At 71.4% G+C, this 22126-nt stretch carries 15 protein-coding genes; 8 read left to right on the forward strand and 7 right to left on the reverse strand.

Annotated elements, in window-relative coordinates; genetic code table 11:
* Nucleotides 1-51 precede the first annotated feature (51 nt).
* Nucleotides 52-1137 carry an ABC transporter substrate-binding protein gene (locus tag AHOG_RS16440; RefSeq protein WP_093944512.1) on the reverse strand — a complete coding sequence of 362 codons (1086 nt, stop codon included), beginning with the start codon at nt 1135-1137 and terminating at the stop codon, nt 52-54.
* Between the two features lie 664 nt (nt 1138-1801).
* Nucleotides 1802-4366 (reverse strand): LamG-like jellyroll fold domain-containing protein, encoded by a 2565-nt coding sequence (locus tag AHOG_RS16445; RefSeq protein ID WP_093942152.1) that lies wholly within the window; start codon nt 4364-4366, stop codon nt 1802-1804.
* A gap of 256 nt (nt 4367-4622) precedes the next feature.
* On the opposite strand from AHOG_RS16445, the gene AHOG_RS16450 reads away from it, so the two are divergent.
* Nucleotides 4623-5426 carry a DeoR/GlpR family DNA-binding transcription regulator gene (locus AHOG_RS16450; RefSeq protein WP_093942153.1) on the forward strand — a complete coding sequence of 268 codons (804 nt, stop codon included), beginning with the start codon at nt 4623-4625 and terminating at the stop codon, nt 5424-5426.
* A 106-nt stretch (nt 5427-5532) separates the two neighbouring features.
* Here AHOG_RS16450 and AHOG_RS16455 read toward each other — a convergent pair whose 3' ends face one another.
* A complete protein-coding gene (locus tag AHOG_RS16455) occupies nt 5533-6678 on the reverse strand; it encodes a LamG domain-containing protein (RefSeq protein ID WP_211290417.1) in 1146 nt (381 codons plus the stop codon).
* 101 nt (nt 6679-6779) lie between these two features.
* Nucleotides 6780-7535, reverse strand: a complete 756-nt coding sequence (locus AHOG_RS30345; protein WP_311770145.1) for a LuxR C-terminal-related transcriptional regulator — start codon at nt 7533-7535, stop codon at nt 6780-6782.
* 1716 nt (nt 7536-9251) lie between these two features.
* Here AHOG_RS30345 and AHOG_RS16475 point away from each other — a divergent pair.
* From AHOG_RS16475 to AHOG_RS16490, 3 genes are all read left to right on the forward strand, one after another.
* Nucleotides 9252-12104 carry an AfsR/SARP family transcriptional regulator gene (locus tag AHOG_RS16475; RefSeq protein WP_169725868.1) on the forward strand — a complete coding sequence of 951 codons (2853 nt, stop codon included), beginning with the start codon at nt 9252-9254 and terminating at the stop codon, nt 12102-12104.
* 1033 nt (nt 12105-13137) lie between these two features.
* On the forward strand, nt 13138-14007 hold the full coding sequence (locus AHOG_RS16485; RefSeq protein ID WP_093942158.1) for an aldo/keto reductase: 870 nt from the start codon (nt 13138-13140) through the stop codon (nt 14005-14007).
* Nucleotides 14008-14238: 231 nt separating this feature from the next.
* Nucleotides 14239-14514, forward strand: coding sequence for a hypothetical protein (locus AHOG_RS16490; protein ID WP_093942159.1), 276 nt, complete (start codon nt 14239-14241; stop codon nt 14512-14514).
* A 212-nt stretch (nt 14515-14726) separates the two neighbouring features.
* On the opposite strand, the gene AHOG_RS16495 is transcribed toward AHOG_RS16490, so the two are convergent.
* From AHOG_RS16495 to AHOG_RS16505, 3 genes are all read right to left on the reverse strand, one after another.
* Nucleotides 14727-15686, reverse strand: a complete 960-nt coding sequence (locus tag AHOG_RS16495) for an RluA family pseudouridine synthase (RefSeq protein WP_093942160.1) — start codon at nt 15684-15686, stop codon at nt 14727-14729.
* Nucleotides 15687-15762: 76 nt separating this feature from the next.
* Nucleotides 15763-16422: a phosphoribosyltransferase gene (locus tag AHOG_RS16500; protein ID WP_093942161.1), complete on the reverse strand. Its 660-nt coding sequence runs from the start codon at nt 16420-16422 to the stop codon at nt 15763-15765.
* Nucleotides 16423-16534: 112 nt separating this feature from the next.
* Entirely contained in the window at nt 16535-17311 is a 777-nt protein-coding gene (locus tag AHOG_RS16505) for an alpha/beta fold hydrolase (protein WP_093942162.1), read from the reverse strand.
* A gap of 876 nt (nt 17312-18187) precedes the next feature.
* On the opposite strand from AHOG_RS16505, the gene AHOG_RS30535 reads away from it, so the two are divergent.
* From AHOG_RS30535 to AHOG_RS16530, 4 genes are all read left to right on the forward strand, one after another.
* Complete coding sequence (locus AHOG_RS30535) at nt 18188-19522, forward strand: methyltransferase domain-containing protein (RefSeq protein WP_169725869.1); 1335 nt, start codon at nt 18188-18190, stop codon at nt 19520-19522.
* Complete coding sequence (locus AHOG_RS16520; RefSeq protein ID WP_157736861.1) at nt 19471-19908, forward strand: peptidoglycan-binding domain-containing protein; 438 nt, start codon at nt 19471-19473, stop codon at nt 19906-19908. The genes AHOG_RS30535 and AHOG_RS16520 overlap by 52 nt, the downstream gene beginning before the upstream one ends.
* 298 nt (nt 19909-20206) lie before the next feature.
* On the forward strand, nt 20207-20701 hold the full coding sequence (locus AHOG_RS16525) for a peptidoglycan-binding domain-containing protein (RefSeq protein WP_093942166.1): 495 nt from the start codon (nt 20207-20209) through the stop codon (nt 20699-20701).
* A 180-nt stretch (nt 20702-20881) separates the two neighbouring features.
* Complete coding sequence (locus tag AHOG_RS16530) at nt 20882-21898, forward strand: hypothetical protein (protein ID WP_093942167.1); 1017 nt, start codon at nt 20882-20884, stop codon at nt 21896-21898.
* Nucleotides 21899-22126: the final 228 nt, after the last annotated feature.

The following is a 22126-nucleotide window of genomic DNA, read 5'->3' on the forward strand; positions in this document are numbered from 1 at the left end:
CGCGGTCTCGATCCGAGACCGCGCCGGCGGGGTGACGAGGAGCGGACGACGTCAGAAGGCGTTGCCGAGGTTCGCCTCGGCGTTCTCGCTGTCGTACATGTCGTCCTCGATGATGACGTCCTCCGGGATCGTCTCGCCGTCGTAGAACCGCTGCGCGGTCTCGAAGGCCAGCGGGCCGAAGCGCGGGTTGGACTCGATCACCGCGTTGATCTGACCGTCCACGATGGCCTCCACCGCGTTGCGAGTGCCGTCGATGGACACGATCTTGACGTCGACACCGGGCTGGAGTCCCGCCGACTGCACGGCGGTGACGGCGCCGAGCGCCATCTCGTCGTTGTGCGCGTAGATCGCGGTGATGTCCGGGTTGGACTGCAACAGCTGCTCGGCCACGGCCTGTCCCTCGTCGCGCGCGAAGTTGGCGGGCTGCTCGGCGACGATCTCCAGGCCGGGATGCTCGGCCTCGACCTGATCCTTGAAACCGGCGTTGCGGTCGTCGGTGACGTTGTTGCCCGAGGAGCCCAACAGGATCGCGACCTGTGCCTCGCCGCCCGTGGCCTCGCTCATCGCGTCGGCCGCGCGGGCGCCCTGGTCGTAGAAGTCGGAGCCGAGGAAGGTGACGTAGTCCTCGCAGGGAGTGTTGGTCACCTTGCGGTCGATCGTGATGACCGGGACGCCTGCCTCCCTGGCCGCATCCAGGGCCGGGTCGAGCCCGTCGGAGTTGACCGGTGCCACCAGCAACAGCTCGACACCCCTGTTGAGCAGATCCTGGATGTCGGCGATCTGCTTGGGCAGCTCGTTGTCGGCGTTGGTGACCAGCAGCTCGCCGACCCCGACCTCGTCGGCCGCCGCCCGGATCGAGGCGGTCTCGGCGGCGCGGAACGCGGCCGTGTCGGGCTCGGACTGGGAGAAGCCGACCACGGCGCCTTCCAGGTCGAGCGGCTCGGCGCCGTACTCCTCCAGCGTGCAGCCCTCGCCCGTGTCCTCGGTCTCGCGGACGACCTGACCGTCGCCACCGTCCGCCGGGGCCGAGGACGGTGCGTCCTCCTCCCCGGTGTTGGTGCAGCCCGTCAACACGATCCCCGCCGCCGCGACCGCCGCGAACAGCCGTCGCGACCGAGGAACTCCTGTGCGTGTCATGCCGAACTCCTTGTTGCCGGGGGCCACCACGTCGTGTCCATCGGTGATGCCAATCACACGATTTCCCCCAACGATCAAACATGATCGAACATGTTCCTGCAAGAATTCTTTGACACGAAACAACAACGGCTGCGTGATACGACCCCGTTGGTGCGCAATGAGTCGGATGACTCAGACATTCGGCCTAAGCTCAGCGGACATCCGTCGTAACCGACGGACCGGTGTGGCCGAGTGTCGGTCTTTTTGATGACCGATCGCCGAAAGTCCGATTCGGACTGGAGTGGGAGAATCGTCGCTATCGCGCAGTCCCTTTCCTCGCCGCCGGACTCCGACGAAGACGGTCGCCGGCTGGACAGACTGCCGGCTGAACCAACATCCGTCGGCACGAACCGGACCGCACGCGGCACGGCCACGCGAATCCGAATCCCGCGAATCGCGGCGGCGCGAATCTCGGCGGGCGCGCGGCCCCTACATGTGGACGAACTGCCGCGGCGCGGGTCGCGGCGAGACGGACCGGCCGACCGGGTTCGAGCCGGTGTGCTCGCGGAAGGCGACGGCCACCGGAGTGCGACGTGATGCGCGGCGGCCCGTTCTCGACTGAGCAGACCTGCCTCGGGCGGGAGCCGAGGAACGGCCCCCGCCCGAGGCGCGGTGCGTCTGCCGGTCAGTGCCTGTGTACGGCGGCCAGCTCGGCGACCTCCGCGTCCGACAGCGCCCGGTCGAAGAGACGCACGTCGTCGACGGCACCACGCAGATGATCGACCGGCTCGCCGCCGTACTGGCCGCGTCCGATCATCGTGTTGCCGGTGGACTCCGCCGCCGAGCACGCACTCTTGCTGTCCACCTTCTCACCGTCGACGTACAGGGCGAGGGTGCCTGCCTGGGCGTCCCGGACGCCGGTCAGGTGATACCAGCGATTCGGCTCCGGCTTCTCCGGAGACAGGGCACGCAGACCGATGAAGCTCATCGCCCAACGCTGGTCCTGCCCGGAGTACTGGAGGAAGAACGCGCTCTCCCGACCGGTGTCCTGACTGACCACCGTCTGGAAGCCGTCGCCCGCCTCGTTGAGCTTCGCCCACGCCGAGACGCTGTAGTCGCCCGCCGTGTCGACCAGCGGGGCACCGGTGTCGGCCTGGCCCGCGCCGTCGAACGCGACGGCACCGCCCTCGACGCCCTCGGTCCACGCCGCTCCGGTGAGCGTCGCGTGGGCGTCGCCCACCGCGTCGGCCGCCGTGACGCCGCTGCCCTCGTCGAACTTGTAGGCGTGGACCCCGTCGATGCCCGGCGTGCCCGGGTCGGGGTCAGGGCCGCCGACTCCGGTGCCGTCCGCCGAGCGGATGATCGCCTCGTTGATCTCCCGCACCTGGGCGAAGTCCATCTTCTCCACCTGCCGGTCATAGGTGAAGAAGCCGTTGACCTCGTGTTCGACGTCGGTGATCTGCGTGTAGATCGCCCCGCTGATCGCGCAGCTCGCCGCGCCCTCCAGGACGTCCTGCTGATTCTCGACGTAGCGTCGGGTCAGCGTCTCGGAGTCCGGCGTCATCTCGTAGGCGTGCCCCTTGCCGAACCACATGTGGCCCTCGACCTCGAGCCCGAAGCCGCCGTGCTCGCCGTCCATCGACACCCGCGTCGCGTCCGGGGCAGGCAGGGCCGGTCCGACGTAGGCGTGCCAGTCGATGACGTCGCCCTTGCCGGAGTCGCCGAGCGAGGCACAGCAGTTCACGCCGCTGTGCGCGTTGACGAGCCGAGTCGGGTCCTGTGCCTTGACGTCCTCGGCGATGCGGCCGGTGGCCTCCTGCGACCACTCGCCCCAGCCCTCGTTGAACGGCACCCAGCCGATGATCGAGGTCCAGTTCTTCTTCTGCTCGACCAGTTCGCGCAGCTCGGCCTCGAACTGCTCGCCCGCCTCGGCGGGCGGCCTGCCGCCGGTCCGCATCGACGGCATGTCCTGCCAGACCAGCAGGCCGAGCCGGTCGGCGTGGTAGTACCAGCGGTCCGGCTCGGTCTTGATGTGCTTGCGAACCGTGTTGAAGCCGAGCACCTTGTGCTGCTCGAGGTCGAAGGCCAGCGCCTCGTCGGTCGGCGCGGTGTAGATGCCGTCCGGCCAGTATCCCTGGTCCAGCGTGGACATGTGGAAGAGGATCTCGCCGTTGAGCGTCATCCGAAGGCGGCCGTCCTCGCCCTCGGTCATGCCGATCTCACGCATGCCGAAGTACGAGTTCACCCGGTCGACCGGTCGTCTGCCGTCTTGGAGCACGACCTCCAGGTCGTAGAGGAACGGCGAGTCCGGCGACCATGTCTTGGTGTTCGGGACGGGCAGCGCGAGGGGCTCGTCCGCGGCACCGCGGGTGCGGCTCACCGTGCGGCGGCCGTCCTTGACGATCGCCTCGACGTTCAGTCCCTCCGCGTCGCCGCCGGTGCGGACGGTCAGGTTCAGGGTCTCGGCGTCCAGGTCGGGAACCATGTCGAGCGTCTCGACGTGGCCTGTCGGCACCGGTTCGATCCACACCGTCTGCCAGATTCCCGAGGCGCCCTCGTAGAAGATGCCCTCGTCGGGCACCAGCCGCTGTTTGCCGACCGGCTGCCAGGTGGCGTCGACGAGGTCTTCGACGCCGACGACGATCTCCTGCGGGCCTCGACCCGTCAGCGCGTCGGTGACGTCGGCGGAGAACGCGCCGTAGCCGCCTCGGTGGGAGGCCACCTCCTGACCGTTGACGTAGACGACGGCGTCGTAGTCGACGGCTCCGAAGTGGAGCTTCAAGGCGTTCGCCGAGCCGACCCGCCAACCGCGTGGCACCTCGAACGTCCGCCGGTACCACATGCGATCGTCGTGCCGTTCGATGCCGGAGAGGACCGATTCGGGCGGATAAGGCACGAGGATCCGCTCGTCGAGCGTCTCACCGAAGGGCGGCGCCTCGCCTTCGGAGGCGGCGGCGTACTCCCAGACGCCGTTGAGGTTCTCCCAGTTCTTCCTGGTGAGCTGTGGTCTCGGATACTCCGGCAGCGCGTTGTCCGGCGAGACCTCGGCGGTCCAGGGCGTGGGCAGTCTCGGCTCGCCCATCTGCCAGTCCTCGGAATTCTGAGCCGACGCGACGGGAGACACCACCGCCGTCGCCAGCAGCGCGGAAAGGAACAGTGCACCGGCGGAAACGGAGCCACGTCGTCTGTGCCGTCGTTTCGACGATCCAGGAGGAGTCAAGGTCGAACACCCTTCTAAACCGGTCGCCATGCCGGTGCAGGTCCGGCGTGGTGACGTTGGGACGTCGATTTCACGCCCAGCACACTCGGGCGCGTGATCCATTTCACACAGATGACGATCGGATGTCAACGATCACCACCAGGTTCGATCAGATTTCAACAGGACGGTGCAGAGAAGGGGGCGACAAACACACAGTCTCGATCAAGAATGCCCATCGACGTGCTTGACTGATGACACGCCGAGTGGAGGCATCCGACTCGGCGCCCCGAGCGAAAGAGGACACGCCGTGCTCGCAGCCGAGAGGCAGGCACACATTCTCGAAGAGGTTCAGCGACGCGGCGCGGTACGGGTGAGCGAGCTGTCGCAGCTGCTCAACGTCTCGGACATGACGATCCGGCGCGACCTCGACATCCTCGCCGCGCATCACCGACTGGACAAGGTGCACGGCGGCGCGACGGTCCGCCGCGCGCCCAGCACCGAGGAGCCGGGCTTCGAGGCGAAATGGGTGCAGCAGACGTCCGAGAAGCAGGCCATCGCGGCCGAGGCGGCCGCACTGATCAGCCCCGGTTCCGCCATCGGCCTGTCCGCCGGGACGACGACCTGGACGCTGGCCCGGCTGCTGTGGGAGATCCCCGATCTCACGGTGGTCACGAACTCGATGCGCATCGCGGGCGTGCTGCACGGCTCCGGCCCCACCGCGCCCAACGTCGTGCTCACCGGCGGCGTGCGCACTCCCTCCGACGCCCTGGTCGGGCCCGTCGCCGTCTCGACCCTCCAGATGCTGCACCTGGACATCGTGTTCCTCGGGGTCCACGGCATGGACTCACAGGCGGGCTTCACCACCCCGAACCTGCTGGAGGCCGACACCGATCGCGCGTTGATCGCCGCGGGCCGCAGGCTCGTCGTGCTCGCCGATCACACGAAGTGGGGCACCATCGGGATCAGCACCATCGCCCGGTTGGACCAGGCCGACGTCCTCATCACCGACGATCAGCTGAGCAGCGGCGCGCAGCAGTCCCTCCGCGAGGCGGTCGGCGAGCTGCGGGTGACCCGGTCGCGGTCCGGAGACGAGGAGGAGGAGCAGGACTGAGCGCCGGGCGCGTCGCCGAGCCGTACACCGGGGCCCGATCGCGTCCGCCGCCGAGGAGACTCGACCGGACGGGGCCGTCGGGCCCGCGTGGCGGACGGCGACTCGATCATCCGATCGGCCTACCGGGATGCCGTCCGTCGTCCGGACATCGGAGCGGCCCGCCGGACCGCCCGCGGCGTACGTCCGTCATTCGCCGCCCGCCGTGCCTGCCTGCTTCCTGCCGACGCGTCCGGCCGTCCCGGTGGCGACGTGCTCGGTTCCGCCGGGTGTCCCCGCACAGCACGGTCATCCGCGTTCCCCTCGTCCGAGTCCGCCGGTCCGGTCGACGTCCGCGGGGCGCCGTGGCGGACACGGGCATCGACGACGTCGGCCCGAGCCGTCGGGCGGCGGGCCCTCGACCCCCGACCGAGCGCGAGGGCCCGCCCACGCTCAGGCGGTGCTCCGGCCGATGTAGACGTCGCGGGCGCGATAGTGGGTGTCGCCGTCGGGGCCGGGCGAACCCGAGGAACCCTCCATCTGGATGGTTGGTGATCACCCAGAGCGACTGGTTCACGAAGTCCGCCGCGCGGTGCTGGGCGACCCACCTGCCGTCCAGGTAGTAGTGGATGTCGACGTCGGTGTCATCGACCTTGGCGATCCAGGCCCGATACTCGTGCCAGCTGCCCGGCTCGGCGACGTCGACGATGGTCGTGGAGACGTCGGTCGGGCTGCGGAAGGTGTTGAACCAGTTCCGGGAGTCGCCCTTGAACTCGAGGATGTCGCTCTCCGGCGGCCGGCTGTTCACGCCGGTCAGCCAGAACGCCGGCCAGGTCCCCCTGGTGGATGGGGCCTGGAACTCGCCACGCACCTCATAGGTCGGGTCCCGATCGTTGACGACGATGTGGTCCTTGGCGTGCACCGCGCCGGAGTGATAGCGGATCGGCAGGAACGGATCGGCGCCGCTGTTGCCCTCGTCCCAGTCGATACGGGTCGCCTTGAGGTTCAGCACGCCGCCGTCGAGCCACACGTGTCCGTGGTCGGTCGGGCTGCCGTACATCCGCGCGGTGCCGTTGTGATCCGATCCCCACGGGTAGCCGTAGTTCCATTCGGACTCCAACGCGGCGTAGCTGCCGAAGGAGTCGCTCACCACGTGTTCCCACGCGGCGTCCCGCGCGACGACCGGGTCCGCTGCGATCGGTCCGGCGGCGACGGCAGGTCCGGCCGTCGACCCGACGAGCAGGGCGAGGCCGAGCAGGCCGACTCCGATACGCATCTCGCGTCCCCTCGTCGCCGGTGCGGCGGACACAGTTCCGTGTGACCACGATCACGTACAGACCCGCGGGGGAGGCAACCGCCGCCCGGCGCAATGTGCGTTCACCGCGGGTCGCGCGAACGACACTGCGGTCTACCTCGCGGCCGCGCGTGCCTCGTGCACCAGGATCGCCACCTCACCCGATCGGCGCGCTCCAGCTTGGCCGGCACACGGGAGACGTAGGCCTTGACCGTGGCGACGGTGACGTACGGCTCGGCGCTGATCTCGGCGTTCGATCGCCCCGCGCCGACGGCCTCGGCGACCTCGCGTTCCCGCTGCGTCAGCACGGCCGGCGCCGCGCGCCCGCTCGGCCCGGCCGCGTCGGCAGGGAACGGCGGCGGTCTCCAGAGGATCGGGATTCGTCGAATCCCCACCTCTCGAACCCCAGTTCGTCGGGCCCGGGCCCTCCGAGTCGTGGCCCGCGGACTGGTGGCCGGCAGACTCCTGGCCCGCCGCCTCCCGGCCCCGGACGACGCGGCCGATGAGCTGTCGATGACGGCGGGCGAGAGCATCGTCTCCCCTTCCGCGACCCGACGGATCGACTCCAGGATGCGGAGCGGAGGCGTGTCCTCGAGCAGGAGGCCGTCGGCACCGAGCCGCAGCGCCCGCACGACGTGGTCGTCGGTGTCGAGGGTGGTCAACATGATCGCGGGCTCGGGACGGCCGCACGCAGAGCCTCGGTCGCGGCGAGCCCGTCCATCCTGGGCATCCGGATGTCCATCAGGCGACGGGCTGCTCCCCGTCGGATCACGTCGAGTCCGGCACGCCCGTCGGCGGCCTGCCCGACCACCGCGATGTCGTCCCGCGCCGAGCATCATCGACGAGTCCCGCTCGGACGAGCGCGTCGTCGTCCACGATGACGACCCGGATCACGTCGGCCACTGACGCGCGGGAGGGAGAAGGCACGGCGGGCGGCTCGGGGAGGGAGCCGCCCGCCGGATCGGCCTGCTGCTTCAGCAGGCAGCCACGGCCGTCCACGAGAACTCGCCGACCAGTGACGCCTGGGAACGCGGGGGCCTCGGCATGATGAGAACTCACCTCTCTGACATGACGCCCGATTCGAGTCGCCGCCCGGAAAGGGGGTGCCGATCCGTCGACTCGCCTCGCACGCCGATCTGTCGACCTGACAAGACCGGCAGCAGTCGACTCGTCTCGTCTCATCGGGGGCGATGACGATTCGATGCGGAGTCAGGCGCTGCCGGGTTCTCCGCCCGGAGTCTCGATGCGTGATGATCCGCGCCGCCGAGAATCGACGGCGCGGAGTTCACGGCGCGTCGACGACACACGCCCGCGAACTGCCGCATCACCCGAGAAGACGGCTCCCCACAGCCGTTCGAATCGAGGTCAGCCCCCCCAGAGCGCCGCGTCCCGCCTCCCGAAACCCCCAAGAACCCGGGAGACAGGACGCGGCGCGCCGTCGTCTCATCACACACGTCCGAGCTGTTTCGACGACCGATGTTCCGGGCGACCGCCGAGACGTTCGCCGCCCGATCGGTTCGAATGACGGCGGTGGCGGCCCGGCGGCCACGGATTCAGATCATCGGCGCGAAATCGACTGTGAAGCTCTTCTCTGAACTGTGCATCACTTCCGTTCTCACCGGGCAGCCGGCGACAATGACAGAACCGAGTGGGATCGACCGATCGCGTCGCGCGGATTCCACGCGAGAAGGTCGCCGCGATCGGCGGGGCGGGCGGCGAGGACCACGGTCTCCGAACAGCCGAGGAAGACTGGTCGCCGGGGATGTCTCCCGGCGGATGGTCCGTGCTCGCGGTCGCGGAAACGGACCCGGCCTCGCCTGCCGCGTCGGAACCGCCTGCGGCGAAGCGTGCCGTCGGCGTGGTGGGGGTTCCTGACGTGGTCACGAGACGTCGCGGGTGGAGCAGCGGAGGGCGCACGCCACAGGACCACGGGCCGGACGCCTGCGGGGCCGCATCCGATGCGGCGGGTGATCGCGTGTGCCGGGCGGGACACCGTCGCGTCGGTCCGGTCCGGTGTGTGTCCGACACTCCGGGTGGTGTGCACTGTCCTCCCTGCGTTCTCGACGCCTGCGGGCGTCCGATCCACCACCGGTATCCCGAGGACACCCGGTCGCCGGGTGCGCCGCGTCGCGCGGAGCGACGTCGCCATACATCCGATCAATCCGTGTCCCTGAGCGTCCGGCAGCCGACTGGACGACACGGACGTCTCGACCAGGCCGCTCGTCGATCCTCGGCTGTGGTCGTTCCGTCCCGTGTGGGTCGATCATGCCGCATCGTCCGCCCAGATCGCGCACAGGCGATCGTCTGATCGTCGGACGTCCCGTGCCGCGAGCGGGCGAGTCGCAGCGTGTCCGCGCAGGCGAGACCCGACGTGATCCGGGGGAGCCACGTCTGCCTCGTCCAGGGTGAACCTCCATGATCCCAGCCGGGCCGCACAGATCGTGCACAGTCCGGACGCGAGTGACGGTAGATTTCGAAGATCAATCGAGAACTGCGTGAGCAGCCCGCCGCATGACGGTTCTGATCGACGATGCTTCGGTGACTGTGGACACGGGGTGACTGTGGAGTTTCGACTCTTGGGACCGTTGGAGGCTCGCCGGGACGGCGCGGTCGTCTCGTTGGGCGGTCGTCGGCAGCGCTCCGTGCTCGCGGCGTTGCTGCTTCGTTCGAACGAGGTCGCCGGAACCGGTTACCTCGCCGAGGCGATCTGGGAGACCCCGCCCGCCGCCCCCGAGTCCAACATCCGTACCTATGTCGCGGGGCTGCGGCGAGCCCTGCGCGGGGTCGGCGAGTCCGACGACCGGATCGCCACCCGCTCCGGCGGGTATCTGCTCGCGGTCCGCCCCGGTGAACTGGACCTCGCCGTCTTCGAGGAACACGCCCGTGAGGGCGAGCACGCGGTGCGACGACGGGACTTCACCAGGGCCGTCGACCACCTCGAACGGGCACTCGCGTTGTGGCGGGGCAGACCTCTGGAGGGCAGCACGCTGGGGACGCTGCTGGCCGCGGAGGCGGACCGGATCGAGGATCGCCGACTGGCCGTGGTGGAACAGCACGCGCAGGCCTGGATCGCCCTGGGCAGGCCCGACCTCGTGATCGGCGGCCTGCGAGCCCTCGTCGCCGAGCATCCCTACCGCGAGGAACTGTGGGCGCAGCTCATGCTGGCGCTCTACCACGGCGACCGGCAGGCCGACGCGCTCGCCGCCTTCACCCAGGTCCGGCAGCGGCTGGTCACCGATCTCGGGATCGAACCCGGTCCGCGCCTGCAACGCCTGCACCAGGAGATCCTGTCCGTCGAGCCGATCGAGGCCGGCGTGCGGGACGGGTCCGCCCACGCCGACGACGCCGTCTCGGTGGCACGCGCCTATCGACAGCTGCCGATGGACATCGTCGAGTTCACCGGCCGCACGGCCGAGCTCACCAGGATGCTGCGCATCGTCGAGGAGCACGGCGACCCGGCGGCCACGGCCGTGCCCGTCATCGCGATCGAGGGGATGGCCGGGGTCGGCAAGACCCGGCTCGCCGTGCACGCGGCACATCGGATCGTCGGGCAGGGCCGCTTCGACGAGATGCAGCTCTGGACGGACCTGCACGGCTTCGACCCGGAGCATCCGCCCGCCGACCCGGCCGAGGTGCTGGCGGGATTCCTGCGGCTGCTCGGCGTGCCGGGGCAGCACATCCCGCATGGTCTGGACGCGCGCGCGGCGCTGTACCGGGACCGGCTGGTGGGCAGACGGGTGCTGGTGCTGCTCGACAACGCGGCCACCGAAGAACAGGTCAGGCCGCTGCTGCCGGGCACGGCGGACTGTCTCGTGCTGATCACGACCCGACGCAGGCTGTCCGGGCTGGACGGCACCCGGCCGCTGCCGTTGGGCGTGCTGGGCACCGCGGAGGCAGTCGCGCTGCTCGCCCACATCGCGGGGGACGGTCGGGTCGAGGCCGAGCCCACGGCGGCCCGGCGGGTCGTCGAGCTGTGCGGCGGGCTGCCGCTGGCGGTGGTCCTGGCGGCACGCAGGCTGCGCAACCGTCCGTCCTGGACGGTCGGCGACCTGGTCGAGCGGCTCGCCGACGCCGAGCGACGACTGGCCCGGCTCTCGGCGGGCGCCCTGGGCGTGCATGTCATCTTCGACCTCTCCTATCGCGCGCTGCCGCCCCGGCATCGCCGCCTGTTCCGGCTGCTCGGCGTGCACCCCGGCGACGACATCACCGCGCACACCGCCGCCGCGCTCGGCGACCTGCACCCCGACGACGCCGAGAGCCTGCTGGAGGACCTGCTCGACGAACATCTGCTGCACCAGTCCACGCCCGGCCGTTACCACTTCCACGACCTGCTGCGCAGCTTCGCCCGGGAGCGCGCCCACGCCGAGGAGTCGGCGTCGGACCGCGACGGGGCCGTGACCCGGCTCCTCAGCTGGTACCTGCACGCCGCCGAGGGCGCCAGGCGACTCCTGGAGCCGCACCGCGGCCAACCGGTCCGGCTGCACCCGCTGCTGACCCGGCATCCCGTGCCGGTCCCCGCCGACCACGAACAGGCCCTCGCCTGGTGTGAGGCCGAGCGGGGCGGGCTGCTCGCCGCCGTGCACGCGGCGCTGGAGATCGAACAGCTCTCGATCGCCTGGCAGCTTCCGTCGATCCTGCTGAACTTCTACTACCGGCGCAGCCACTGGGCGGACTGGTTGACGACGCACCGCATCGCCTTGAAGGCGGCCCGGGCGCTCGATGAGCAGCACGGACAGGGCCTCATCTGGCGTGGGCTCGGCATCGCACAGCACGATCTCCGGCATTTCACCGAGGCCGTGGACTGCTATCAACGGGCGCAGCGCATCCTGGACACGGTGGGCGATCGCAACGGGCAGGCCTGGAACCTGAACAACCTGGGCATCGGCTACATCGATCTGGAGCGGCTCGACGACGCTCGCGGCTGCTTCGCGGCGGCGCTGCCGGGCTTCCGGGAGACCGGCGACCGTCAGGGCGAGGGCATCTGTCTGAGCAATCTCGGCGACACGCTGCGCAGACTGGGCCTGCGTGCCGAGGCCACCGCGCACCTTCAGGAGGCCCTGCACATCCAGCATGACATGACCGATCAGGCGAGTCTGCGCTTCACCCTGACCTGTCTCGGCGATCTGCTGCACGACGGCGGCGACTGGGCCGAGGCGGCGCGACATCATCGGGAGGCCGTCGTGGTGAGCGAGCGCGTCGGCGATCAGCGGATGGTGGCCCGCGCGTTGATCGGCCTGGCCCGTGCACTGGAGGCGACGGGCGACACGGACACAGCACTGCGTCACCGACGCCGGGCCCTGGTCATCTTCGACGAACTCGGCGACCCGCAGGCCGAGGTCCTGCGGCCGCTGCTCGGCCGACCGCCGATCGATCGGTCCGAACACCAGGGCACGTCGGACGACCCGTGACCGGCCACGAGCCCTGCCGGCACGGCAGGGCGGCCGAACGCGACAGGAGAGCGGATCCTTGTCGGCGCGGCGATCTCCGTCGAACTCCTGATCACCTCGACGGCTGTCACGCACGGTTCGACCATCACTCGTCGGCGGTGAGGTGCCATGTCTCTCGCCCTGACCGCGTCGACCCGTTCGGGCGGCCGGCAGCCGGGCGTCCCGGCCACGCGGGGGTCCGCCGTCCCGACTCGATCGGCTTCGGTGGGCCGCGCCGAACGCGAGGCCTCGCCCGCGGTGCGCTCGGCGGAGGCGTCGATCGCGGCGCCGCCGTGCCTCGGCCGCGCTGTGCGGCGACGACCGGGATCGAAGACGAGCCTCCCCGGCGCGAACACGAGCGCGACCGCGGCCGGATGAACGCGCGGGCCTCGGACGAGACATCGATCTGCCTGGGGTCCGATGATCGGTACGTCGCCGAACGCGGCCGCCGCCTCACTTTCCACGAGGACCCGCGCCCCCACGCGACGGGCGACGGCGCGGGCCGAACCGGGGCCGTGTCCGTATCGGGTCTGGCGGTCTTCCGTCGGCGCCGGGCACCGTGGTTCTCCGGCCGGGACCGGCTCGTCGTCGAGGAGGTCGAGCGGCTCGACGAACGTCGCTCCACCGGCGGGGCGCTGATGATGCTCGCGCAGTCGGGGGGAGGTCCTCGCCGCTGCGGACGAGCCCGATCCACGTCCTCGAAGGCGGTGCCCTGCCCGGATCGCGGCGGTGGCCCGTGGTGCTGTCCTCCCCCACCGTCCGGCCATGCCCACGCTGACGGCGAACCTGTCCGAGAAGCCGGGCGGGACGGTTCGAGCTGGACGCGGCGGTGACGCAGGGACCCGTCCGACTGGCCGCGCCGCGGGCGGAGCCACGACGGCGAGACGACCGCGGCGGCGGTCGCCGCGCCCGCCCGGCGTAGACCCGGGCCGTCGCGGGCACCCTAAGATCGGCGACGCGCTCGGCGACGCCCGCCGGGGTGCGCTCGGCGCCCACTTCGGTGAGGGGAGTCTCGATGAACAGCGCAGAGCGACCGGCCGCCGCGGCAGGCACGTTCGCCATCGGCGGCGACATGCCGGTGACCCGACTGGGCTACGGCACGATGCAGCTGCCCGGCCCCGGCGTGTGGGGCGAGTCGAAGGACCCGGACGAGGCGGTACGGGTGCTGCGCCGCGCGGTGGAGCTCGGCGTCACCTTCATCGACACCGCCGACGCCTACGGCCCCTTCGTCGCCGACCACCTGCTGCGGAAGGCCCTGCACCCCTATCCGGACGATCTCGTCATCGCGACGAAGGCGGGCTTCTCCCGCACCGGCCCCGACAGATGGGTGCCGATCGGCAGGCCCGAATACCTTCGGCAGCAGGTGGAGCTGAGCCTGCGGCATCTCGGCCTGGAGCGCATCGACCTGCTGCAGCTGCACCGCATCGACCCCGAGGTCCCGTTGGCCGACCAGGTCGGGGAGCTGGCCGCCCTCCAGCAGGAGGGCAAGATCCGTCACCTCGGCCTCAGCGAGGTCACCGTCGCCGAGGTCGAGGAGGCGAGCCGGACGGCCACGATCGTGTCGGTGCAGAACATGTACAACCTGGCGCGCCGCGACGCCGAGCCGCTGCTGGAGTACGCGGAGACGGCCGGCCTGGCCTTCATCCCGTGGTTCCCACTGGCCACGGGCGAACTGGCCCGGCCGGGGGGCCCGCTCGCGGCGGCGGCGCGGGAGCACGGGGCGAGCCCTTCGCAGCTCGCGCTGGCCTGGCTGTTGCAACGCTCCCCGGTGATGCTGCCCATTCCGGGCACTTCCAGCGTGACCCATCTGGAGGACAACGTGGCCGCGGCGACCATCGACCTGGACGACGCCGAGTTCGCCGTCCTGCTGCGCGCCGTCTCCTGACTCCGGCGGCGCCCACGACACCACCCGGCCGAGGTGCCGTCCGCGCTACCCGCATCCCCGTGACGCGCCGCGCGGTGGAAACCGGCCGGACCACGGCATCCGCCCGCGGCGTCGACACGACGCCGCGGCACCACGACCCGCTCCGCCCAGCTCGGCGGGCGCCGCCTCGGCGCTGCGCCGGCGGCCGGGCACCGACCGACCTCGCCCGGCGAGGCAGGAGAGGACGAACCGATGACCGCCGACCTGGTGGCCGAGGCGACCCGTGCCCTGCGCAGCATCCGCGCGACCTCCTACCGGGTCGAGTCCACCGGCGACGGGGCCGCCGTCACGCTGGTCATCCGGGCGAGCCCGAACGGACGGCGCAACGCCGCGGACCGCATCGTGGCGGCGCTGCGCCGCGGCGGCCTCGTGTTGGACGCCGGCGACGACGACCCGATCCACGCGCTCGCCGACCACGTCGAGCCCGTGGCGGTCCGCCGCGCCCCGCAGGCGCCTACGGCAGACTGATCCGCCGCCGTCGGCGGTCGCCGTCACGAGGCGGGAGCCGCGGGCGTCGATCGTGATGAACGCGTCCCACGACAGCGGCGAGTGCGCCACGCTTCCGACCCCGTGCGTCAGCGGCTGAAGGCGGCACACGAGCCCGAGCCCGCCGACGCCTGCCCGAGAGAGACGGCCGGACCGCCGCGCGTGACCGTGCCCGGGGGCCGCCGGGCGCACCGCTACGCCGTGGGGCAGGCCGCCGAGTGTTCGACGCCCGCCCACTCGGCATAGGACGTCCAGGCCAGCAGTCTCGACCGGGTCTCGAACCGCCTCGGCTCGCCGCTGACGGGATCGGTGAACTCCAACACCGTGGCCAGCAGTTGCAGCGGGCGGCGGAAGTCGTCCAGCGCGGTCTCGACGAGCGTCGGATAGAAGTCGTCGCCCAGGATCGGCACTCCGAGACCGCTCATGTGCAGGCGCAGCTGATGGGTCCGCCCCGTCCTCGGCAGCAGCCGGTACCGGCCCAGACCGTCGCGCCGCTCCATCAGTTCGATGCGGCTCTCGCTGTTGGGCGGGCCGTCGACCTCCCGGGCGGTGATGATCCCGCGTTCCTTGACGATGCGACTGCGCACCGTGCGCGGCAGGTCCAGCGCGGGTTCGACGGGTGCGACGGCCTCGTACTCCTTGTACACGCGCCGATCGCGGAACATCGTCTGGTACGCCCCGCGCAGCTCGCGGCGGGCGACGAACAGGACCAGCCCGGCGGTCACCCGGTCCAGCCGGTGCGCGGGGCTGAGCAACGGCAGGTCGAGTTCGCGCCGCAGCCGGACCAGCGCGGTCTCCAGCACGTGTCTGCCGCGCGGGATCGTCGCGAGGAAGTGCGGCTTGTCGACCACCACGATGTTCTCGTCCCGGTGCAGGACGCGGACGTCGAAGGGCACCGGCACCTCGTCGGGGAGGTCGCGGTGAAACCAGACGAAGGAGTCGGGACGAAACGGCGCGTCGGGCGCCACCGGTCCGTCGGCTCCGACGATCTCCCGACCGGCCAGCATCTCGTCGATCCGGGCGGGCGCGACCATCGGGAGCCGCTCGACGAGGTGGTCGCGGATGGTCGCCCACGGCCCCTCGGCGGGCAGCCGCAGCCGCGCAGGGTCGAGGCCGTTGCGCTGCGGCAGCGGCGAGGCGAGCTTCCGTCTCATCCGGCCCAGCCTATCCGGCGTCGACCACCGGCCCCGACCGCGCGGACGGGGCCCCGCACGGTGCGCGGTCATCAGCTCATGGCCGTTCCTCGGCCCCGGCGGTCAACAGAGCGATGACCTCGTCGTCCGTGGTCTGGCCGAAGTCCTGATACCACTGCCCGACGGCGACGAAGGACGACGGCAGCGAGAGGCACACCACCTCGTCGGCCTCGGCGGTCAACGCCTGCGCCGCGTCCGGCGCGCAGGCAGGCGCCGCGAAGACGAGCCGTCGCGGGTCCGTGCGCCGGAGGGCTCGCAGCGCGGCCGTGGCGGTGACCCCGGTGGCCAGCCCGTCGTCGATCACCAGGACGTCGCGGCCGCGAGTCGGCGTCGGGGGCCGGTCGCCCTGATAACGGCGCACCCGACGCCGGGCCTCCTCGCGCTCGTCGGCGCAGGCCCGACTCAGGTCCCGGGCGTCGAGCCCGAGCATCGTCAGCGTCCGCTCCGCGTAGTAGGGCGGGCCGTCGGCGGTGACCGCCCCGACGCCGAACTCCGGCTGTCCGGGGACGCCGATCTTCCTGGCCACCGCCACGTCGAGCGGGACGCCGAGTTCCCCGGCCACCTGGGCGGCCACCGGCACCCCGCCTCGCGCCAGTCCCAGCACCACCGGCTCGTGCCAGGGCCGTCCCCGCAGGCGGGCGGCGAGCAGCCGGCCCGCGGCCGGTCGGTCCAAGAACACCTCGGTCTCGACAGCCATGTCAGCAGCCATACCCGACGGCGCGCCGTGGATAAACCCGCCGGGCGGCGGAGCCGACGTCGGCGGACGATCGGCGGGGCAGACAGGCCGCCGCCCCGCCGCCGGCATGGCATCAGCCGGTGAAGAACTCCGTCAACACCGGGGCCACCGCGGCCGGGGCCACGTCGTGTCCCTGGCCGTCCAGGACGCGCTGCCTGCCGCTGGGCACGGCGTCGGCGAGCGCCTTGGCCGACTCCCGGTAGGCCGCCGAACTGGCGCCGCCCGCCAGCACCAGAGTCGAGACCGTCACGGCGGCGGCCGACTCCGCGGGCAGCGATCCGTCGCCCATCACGGCGTTGTCGTAGAGCAGGGTGTGCGCCAGCTCTTCGAGGCCCGCCCAGGTCGGCGTCGCACGCATCCCGGCGACGGCTTCGGCGGACATCCCGGTGGAGGACAGGAACAAGGCGACGGCCTCGCCGCGCCGCCCGGTGGACACCAGCTCGCCGAGTCGGGTGGTGTACTCGGTCGAGCCCTCCCGCGGGCCGTCGGTGATGATGAACGGCGGCTCGTAGAGCGCCAGTCTGCTGATCGAGAGTCCCGCCGCGGCGGCGTCGAGGGCGAGGGCGGCTCCGGAGGAACGGCCGTAGACGAGTGCCGAACCGCCCGCCGCCTGGATCACGGCGTCGAGATCCTCCACCTCTCTGGCCACGGCGTAGGGCGCGGTGTCACCGCTGTCACCTCGGCCGCGTCGGTCGTAGGTGAACACGGTGAAGCGCGCCGCCAAGACCTCGGCGAGCGGTGCCGCCGAGGTCCGGGTGTCGAAGGCCCCGCCGACCAGGATCACCGCAGGCCCCTCCCCCGAGCGGTCGACGGCGATTGCGGTGCCGTCGTGCGATGTCACTGTGCTCATGTCTTGTCGCTCCCATAGTGCTGGATTCCTGTGCTGAACCGACGAACCTTCCCATCGCAGCCCGACACGCGCGCGGCGGACGCGCGCGACTGAGGGGGTGATCTCATCAACGGTACGTGTCCGCCCCGTGACGACGCCGTCTTCCGTCGCCGGGCTCTCGAGCCGTGCTGAGCAGTGACGACGCGGTCGCCGCCGGATGTCGACGGCGACACGGAACCCGAACCCGTGCCTGGAGGACCGGGAACTTCACCGTCCGTGGTCGGGTCGACCCGTCCGGAATCCGCCAGGTCACGGGATCACGGCCCGCGGCGGTCAGGGCGTCCGGACGCCGGTCCACGACGATCCGGCGGACTCGTCCTCGGCGGCGACGCGCTGCCGGGGCGTTCTCGACACCGGGGCGTCAGTATCGGAGGCCGGCTTGTTCGACGGCACCGATCCGGCGAGTCGTCCGGTATCGATCGGGTCGTGGATCTTCTCCTCGGTTCGGAACAGATACCTCCCGTCTTCATCTCGACCACAGCGGAATCTCTTCTCACCCGCCCGCGGCGCACGATCGTCGACGCACGGCCGTCGTCGCGCGGGCCGATGGCGGAGGACGGAGTGGACGACATGGGCGAGAAGGACTCCCCCGGGGCGGCCAGGGCGACGCGCAGCCCGAGAGACGGGAGAACCGGGGCGACGGAAGCGATGCGAACAAACATGCGGACGACGAATGGGAATTCGATTCACCGTGAATGACTGGCGGACGGCGCTCGCCGTCCCCCCTGATCGATTCATCTCCTCGGCGGTGTGGGTCGACGCTCCGCCGCGCCGGCAGGCGTCGGTCGACGACGGTGCGACACCACCGGCCGGCGTCGGCGGGTGGCCGTCCGGCCCGTGCAGCCAGCCGTCGCTGGTCGCGGTCTGCTCACGGCACTGGACGTCCGACCGGGGCATCGGGTGCGGGAGATCGGGGCGGCCACCGGCTGGAACGCCGCGTGCCTGACCGCTCGGGTGGGCGGCGCCGGGCCGGCGGTGTCGGTGGAGATCGATCCGACCGTGGCCGGCGCCGCCCGCCGCGCGCCGGCAGGCGTGGACGGATCGCCCTCGGTGGTGACCGGCGACGGTGCCTCGGCCATCCGTCGGAAGCGCCGAACGAGCGGCTCGTCCGCACCACCTCGGTGCGCGCGATCCCCTCGGCGTGGATCGCGCAGGCCCCGCCGGGCGCGGCGATCGTCACCCCATGGGGCACTGGTTACGGCCCGGACGCCTCGATTCGTGCCGTGGTCGAACGAGATGGGCGGGGCGTCCGGTGGGTGCGGGCGTGGGCTCGCCTTCATGCGGCTTCGGCGACAACGACGGGACACCCTCGAACCGAGCCGATCGGCGCCGGCCACGGCTGGGACGACGCGGGCCGTGCGTAGCGGCCGGCGGCTGTTCGAGTGGTCGCCTTCGCGGAGGCCGCCTCACGATCGGACCGCGGGTGCCGTTCTGCTCTCCGACGGTCGAGGACCTCGACGCCGACCGCAGGGTGATCGAGCCGCACGACGTGCGCTCCGCGTCGTGGGCACGGGTCGCCATGATCAGGAACTCGGACGCATGGACGGTTCGGCGACTCGGGCCGCGTCGACTGTGGACGGAGCTCGACACCGCCTACGAGTGGTGGCCGGCGGCGGGCGGACCGACCCCCGACCGATACGGGGTGACAATGGCCCCCGACGGGAGCCACGAGGTGTGGATCGGCCCTCCCGAGGGCGCCCGACGGTGGGTGCAGCCGGTGCGGCGCGCCGGGGCGCCGCACCGCGTCGTCCGCGTGGTCGCCGAGTCGCCGTCGCACGGTCGACACCCGTACGACGCGGACGAGCGGCACGCCCCGTGGCAGGCCGTACGTGGCGGTGTGCCCGAACCGAGTCGCCCGGGCCGCGCCGGTTCTCCGAGGTCCCGCGCCCACGTTCGCGCCTCGTCGTGTCGCCGCTGTTCACCACCGAATTCCCACCCGACGGCACCCGACGTCGCCGCCCGTCCCACCGAGAAGACGACGAGGCATTCCGCCGCCGGTTCTCGAGAAACGCCTGCGCGGGCCGCACAGGCACGCCTACCCTGACTCGCCGGGGAATGCTTCATCTGATCGACGAGTCGTCGACGACTCGTCATCGGCCATGGAGAACGGGGGTCTTCTCATGGGTGTGTGGCGAAAGACAGGTGCCTCGCTCGGCACGGCACTGGTACTGATTCTCTCGTCCGTCTCCGGCGCGGCGGCGGACGACTCGGATTCGGGTTCGGTGGCGCAGGCGAGCTGCGATACGACTCTGCGCATCCCCGGCGGCGGCATGATCGGCGTGGTGCCCGCCAACACCGGCAGCGGATCGAACTGCATCCTCGGCGTCGGCAATCAGGGATCGGCGGTCCGCGCCCTGCAGGACCACCTGCGAATCTGCAACAGTCAGCCCGTCTCGACGGACGGCATCTACGGTCCGCAGACCAAGGCGGCCGTGGAGATGGTCCAGCGGCGGTACGGAGCCACCGTCGACGGGGTCTACGGATCGCAGACACGCAATGCCATGCTGTGGTTCGGCAGGAACGGCTGCGGTCCCTGGAGCAGACTGGGCATCCGGTGATCCGACGCTTCGCGGGCCGCTCAGCACGGTGACGCCGCACCTCTCGCCGTCATCCCGAAGACGATCCGGGCGGCGATGATCAGCAGGCGGCCAGTCGACGTCCAGGAGCGCGCCCGCCGCCTCGTCATGGTTCACGGCTGCCGTCCGCGAATCTCGGCTACGCCCGCCGACAGTGCATGGGTGATGTCCCGGCGCCTGTCGGCGGCGACCACCCCGGCCTCACCGATAAGGCGATCACTCGATCGATCGAAGGACAGGCGACGGCGCCCGTCGTCGACACGGAACAGGGGGAACTCTCATGGACTGGCGTAACGCGAGCGCCTCACTCGGCGCGGCACTGATCCTGCTGGCATCGTCGGTCACCGTCGCGAGCGCGACGGAGTCCGACTCGGCATCGGCGGCTCAGGCGAGCTGCAACACGGCCTGGTCGATTCCCGGCAGCGTCGGCGTGATCCCCGCGAGCACCAGCAGCGGGGTCGGCTGCATCCTCGGCGTCGGCAACCAGGGATCGGCGGTACGAGCGTTGCAGAACCACCTCCGGGTCTGCAACGGCCAGGACATCTCGGCGGACGGCGTCTACGGTCCGCGAACCGAGACCGCGGTGCGGAACGTCCAGCGGCGGCATGGAATCACCGTCGACGGAACCTACGGACCGCAGACGCGCGACGCGATGCGGTGGCGCGGGGCGAGCGCCTGCACGGACTGGTCCAAGATTCCGGTCCCCCGGCCGCGACAGGCGGATCACCAGACCGACGACGCCGCGCCGCACGGAGGCACGCGCCTCGCACCCTGAGGGCGCTCCGCGACGCGCGGTCGAGGCACCGATCCCGGTGTTCGCCGGACGTCGTCGCGGTCGCTCGGCTACGGTCGCCCACATCTCAGGTGCGGGCGACCGTAGCCCGCGGCGCCGGGCCTCGGCGCTCCCTGTGGGCTCAGACCGCATGGAGCGACAAGGAAGGACCGTCGGAATCCCATGAGTTCCGCATCGACGGCGACGGACGCCGGCGCGACCGTGCCGACCCCCGCGCCACGCGGGCGGCGAGACTCTCGTGTCCGGCTGATCGTGGGGTACGCGGCCATCGTGGCCGTCCTGCCGTACTTCCTCCTCAAGGCAGCCTGGATCGCCGGCTCGACCATCGGCATCACGGGCGCCTCGTCCATCGACGCGGCGGTCGTGCAGGGCGGGAACATCGCCACGGCGGCCCTGGAGATCGGCGCGATCGGGATCATCCTCCTGTTCACCCACGCCTGGGGTGCACGGGTGCCCGCGTTCCTGGTACTGGCCCCCACCTGGGTGGGGACGGGCCTGCTCGCGCCGTTCGTCATCACCGGTCCGGTGGTCGCGGCGTCGGTCCTGATCGACTCGTCGGCCGTGGGCGACGGCTCGATGGCCCCCTGGGTCGGTCCGCTGGTCTACCTCAGCTTCGGTGCGCAGGCGATCGGCATCGCGGCCTCCTTCGTGCTCTACGCCCGAGACCGCTGGCCGCAGGTGCTCACCGGGCGGGTACGGGATCGACCGCCGGGTCTCCACCAGCCCGTGGTGGTGTTGTTCTCCCTGCTGGTCACGACGCTTCTCGTCATCGTGGCCGCGGCACGGCTGTCCTGGGCGTTCGGGGCGACCTGGGGCCTGTCCACTGGTCTCGTCGAGAGTCGAGGACTCGCCGAGCGGCTCGCGGACGCCGGCACCGCGTCGTTCGCGGTCGCCGCCGCGGCGGCGCTGCTCGCCCTGGCCTTCCGGCGCCCGCCACGCCTGCGGACGGCGGTTCCGCTCGCGCTGGGCTGGGTCGGCGGCGGCGCCGTCTTCGGCAGCGGTCTGTATTCGATGGTCCTGCTCCTGGCCGGAGTCGCCGGTTCGGGCATGCCCACGACGCAGACCGGGCTGGTGCCCTTCGTCGACCTGCTCCAACTGCTCGCCGGCACGGTGATCGCCGTGGTCGGCGCGTTCGTCCTCGCCGAGTCGCACGCGCGCGGCGACGATCACCGGCACTGAGTCGCACTCAGGTGGCGACGGTCATCGCGCCGAGTCGGCGACCGGCCGGGCTCCCGACATCGGCCGCGGCGCGGCGGTCCGGCGGTCGAGCCGGGGTCCGCCTGCCGCGTCGGATCGATCGCGGCGGGTGCTCGACCGCGAGGCGATCACACGACGGGCGGCGTCAGCCGCACCGTCCTCATCGGTACGGACGGCTTAGCCAGGCTCGCCTCCGGCGGACTCGTGTCG

Source organism: Actinoalloteichus hoggarensis (assembly GCF_002234535.1).
Lineage (GTDB): Bacteria > Actinomycetota > Actinomycetes > Mycobacteriales > Pseudonocardiaceae > Actinoalloteichus_A > Actinoalloteichus_A hoggarensis.

Excerpts from the sequence above, each read along its gene's own strand:
- AHOG_RS16440 (WP_093944512.1), bottom strand. The coding sequence starts at position 1,137 with ATGACACGCACAGGAGTTCCTCGGTCGCGACGGCTGTTCGCGGCGGTC.
- AHOG_RS16445 (WP_093942152.1), bottom strand. The coding sequence starts at position 4,366 with ATGGCGACCGGTTTAGAAGGGTGTTCGACCTTGACTCCTCCTGGATCG.
- AHOG_RS16455 (WP_211290417.1), bottom strand. The coding sequence starts at position 6,678 with ATGCGTATCGGAGTCGGCCTGCTCGGCCTCGCCCTGCTCGTCGGGTCG.
- AHOG_RS30345 (WP_311770145.1), bottom strand. The coding sequence starts at position 7,535 with ATGATGCTCGGCGCGGGACGACATCGCGGTGGTCGGGCAGGCCGCCGA.
- AHOG_RS16485 (WP_093942158.1), top strand. The coding sequence starts at position 13,138 with ATGAACAGCGCAGAGCGACCGGCCGCCGCGGCAGGCACGTTCGCCATC.
- AHOG_RS16490 (WP_093942159.1), top strand. The coding sequence starts at position 14,239 with ATGACCGCCGACCTGGTGGCCGAGGCGACCCGTGCCCTGCGCAGCATC.
- AHOG_RS16495 (WP_093942160.1), bottom strand. The coding sequence starts at position 15,686 with ATGAGACGGAAGCTCGCCTCGCCGCTGCCGCAGCGCAACGGCCTCGAC.
- AHOG_RS16500 (WP_093942161.1), bottom strand. The coding sequence starts at position 16,422 with ATGGCTGTCGAGACCGAGGTGTTCTTGGACCGACCGGCCGCGGGCCGG.
- AHOG_RS16505 (WP_093942162.1), bottom strand. The coding sequence starts at position 17,311 with ATGAGCACAGTGACATCGCACGACGGCACCGCAATCGCCGTCGACCGC.
- AHOG_RS16520 (WP_157736861.1), top strand. The coding sequence starts at position 19,471 with ATGGGTGTGTGGCGAAAGACAGGTGCCTCGCTCGGCACGGCACTGGTA.
- AHOG_RS16525 (WP_093942166.1), top strand. The coding sequence starts at position 20,207 with ATGGACTGGCGTAACGCGAGCGCCTCACTCGGCGCGGCACTGATCCTG.
- AHOG_RS16530 (WP_093942167.1), top strand. The coding sequence starts at position 20,882 with ATGAGTTCCGCATCGACGGCGACGGACGCCGGCGCGACCGTGCCGACC.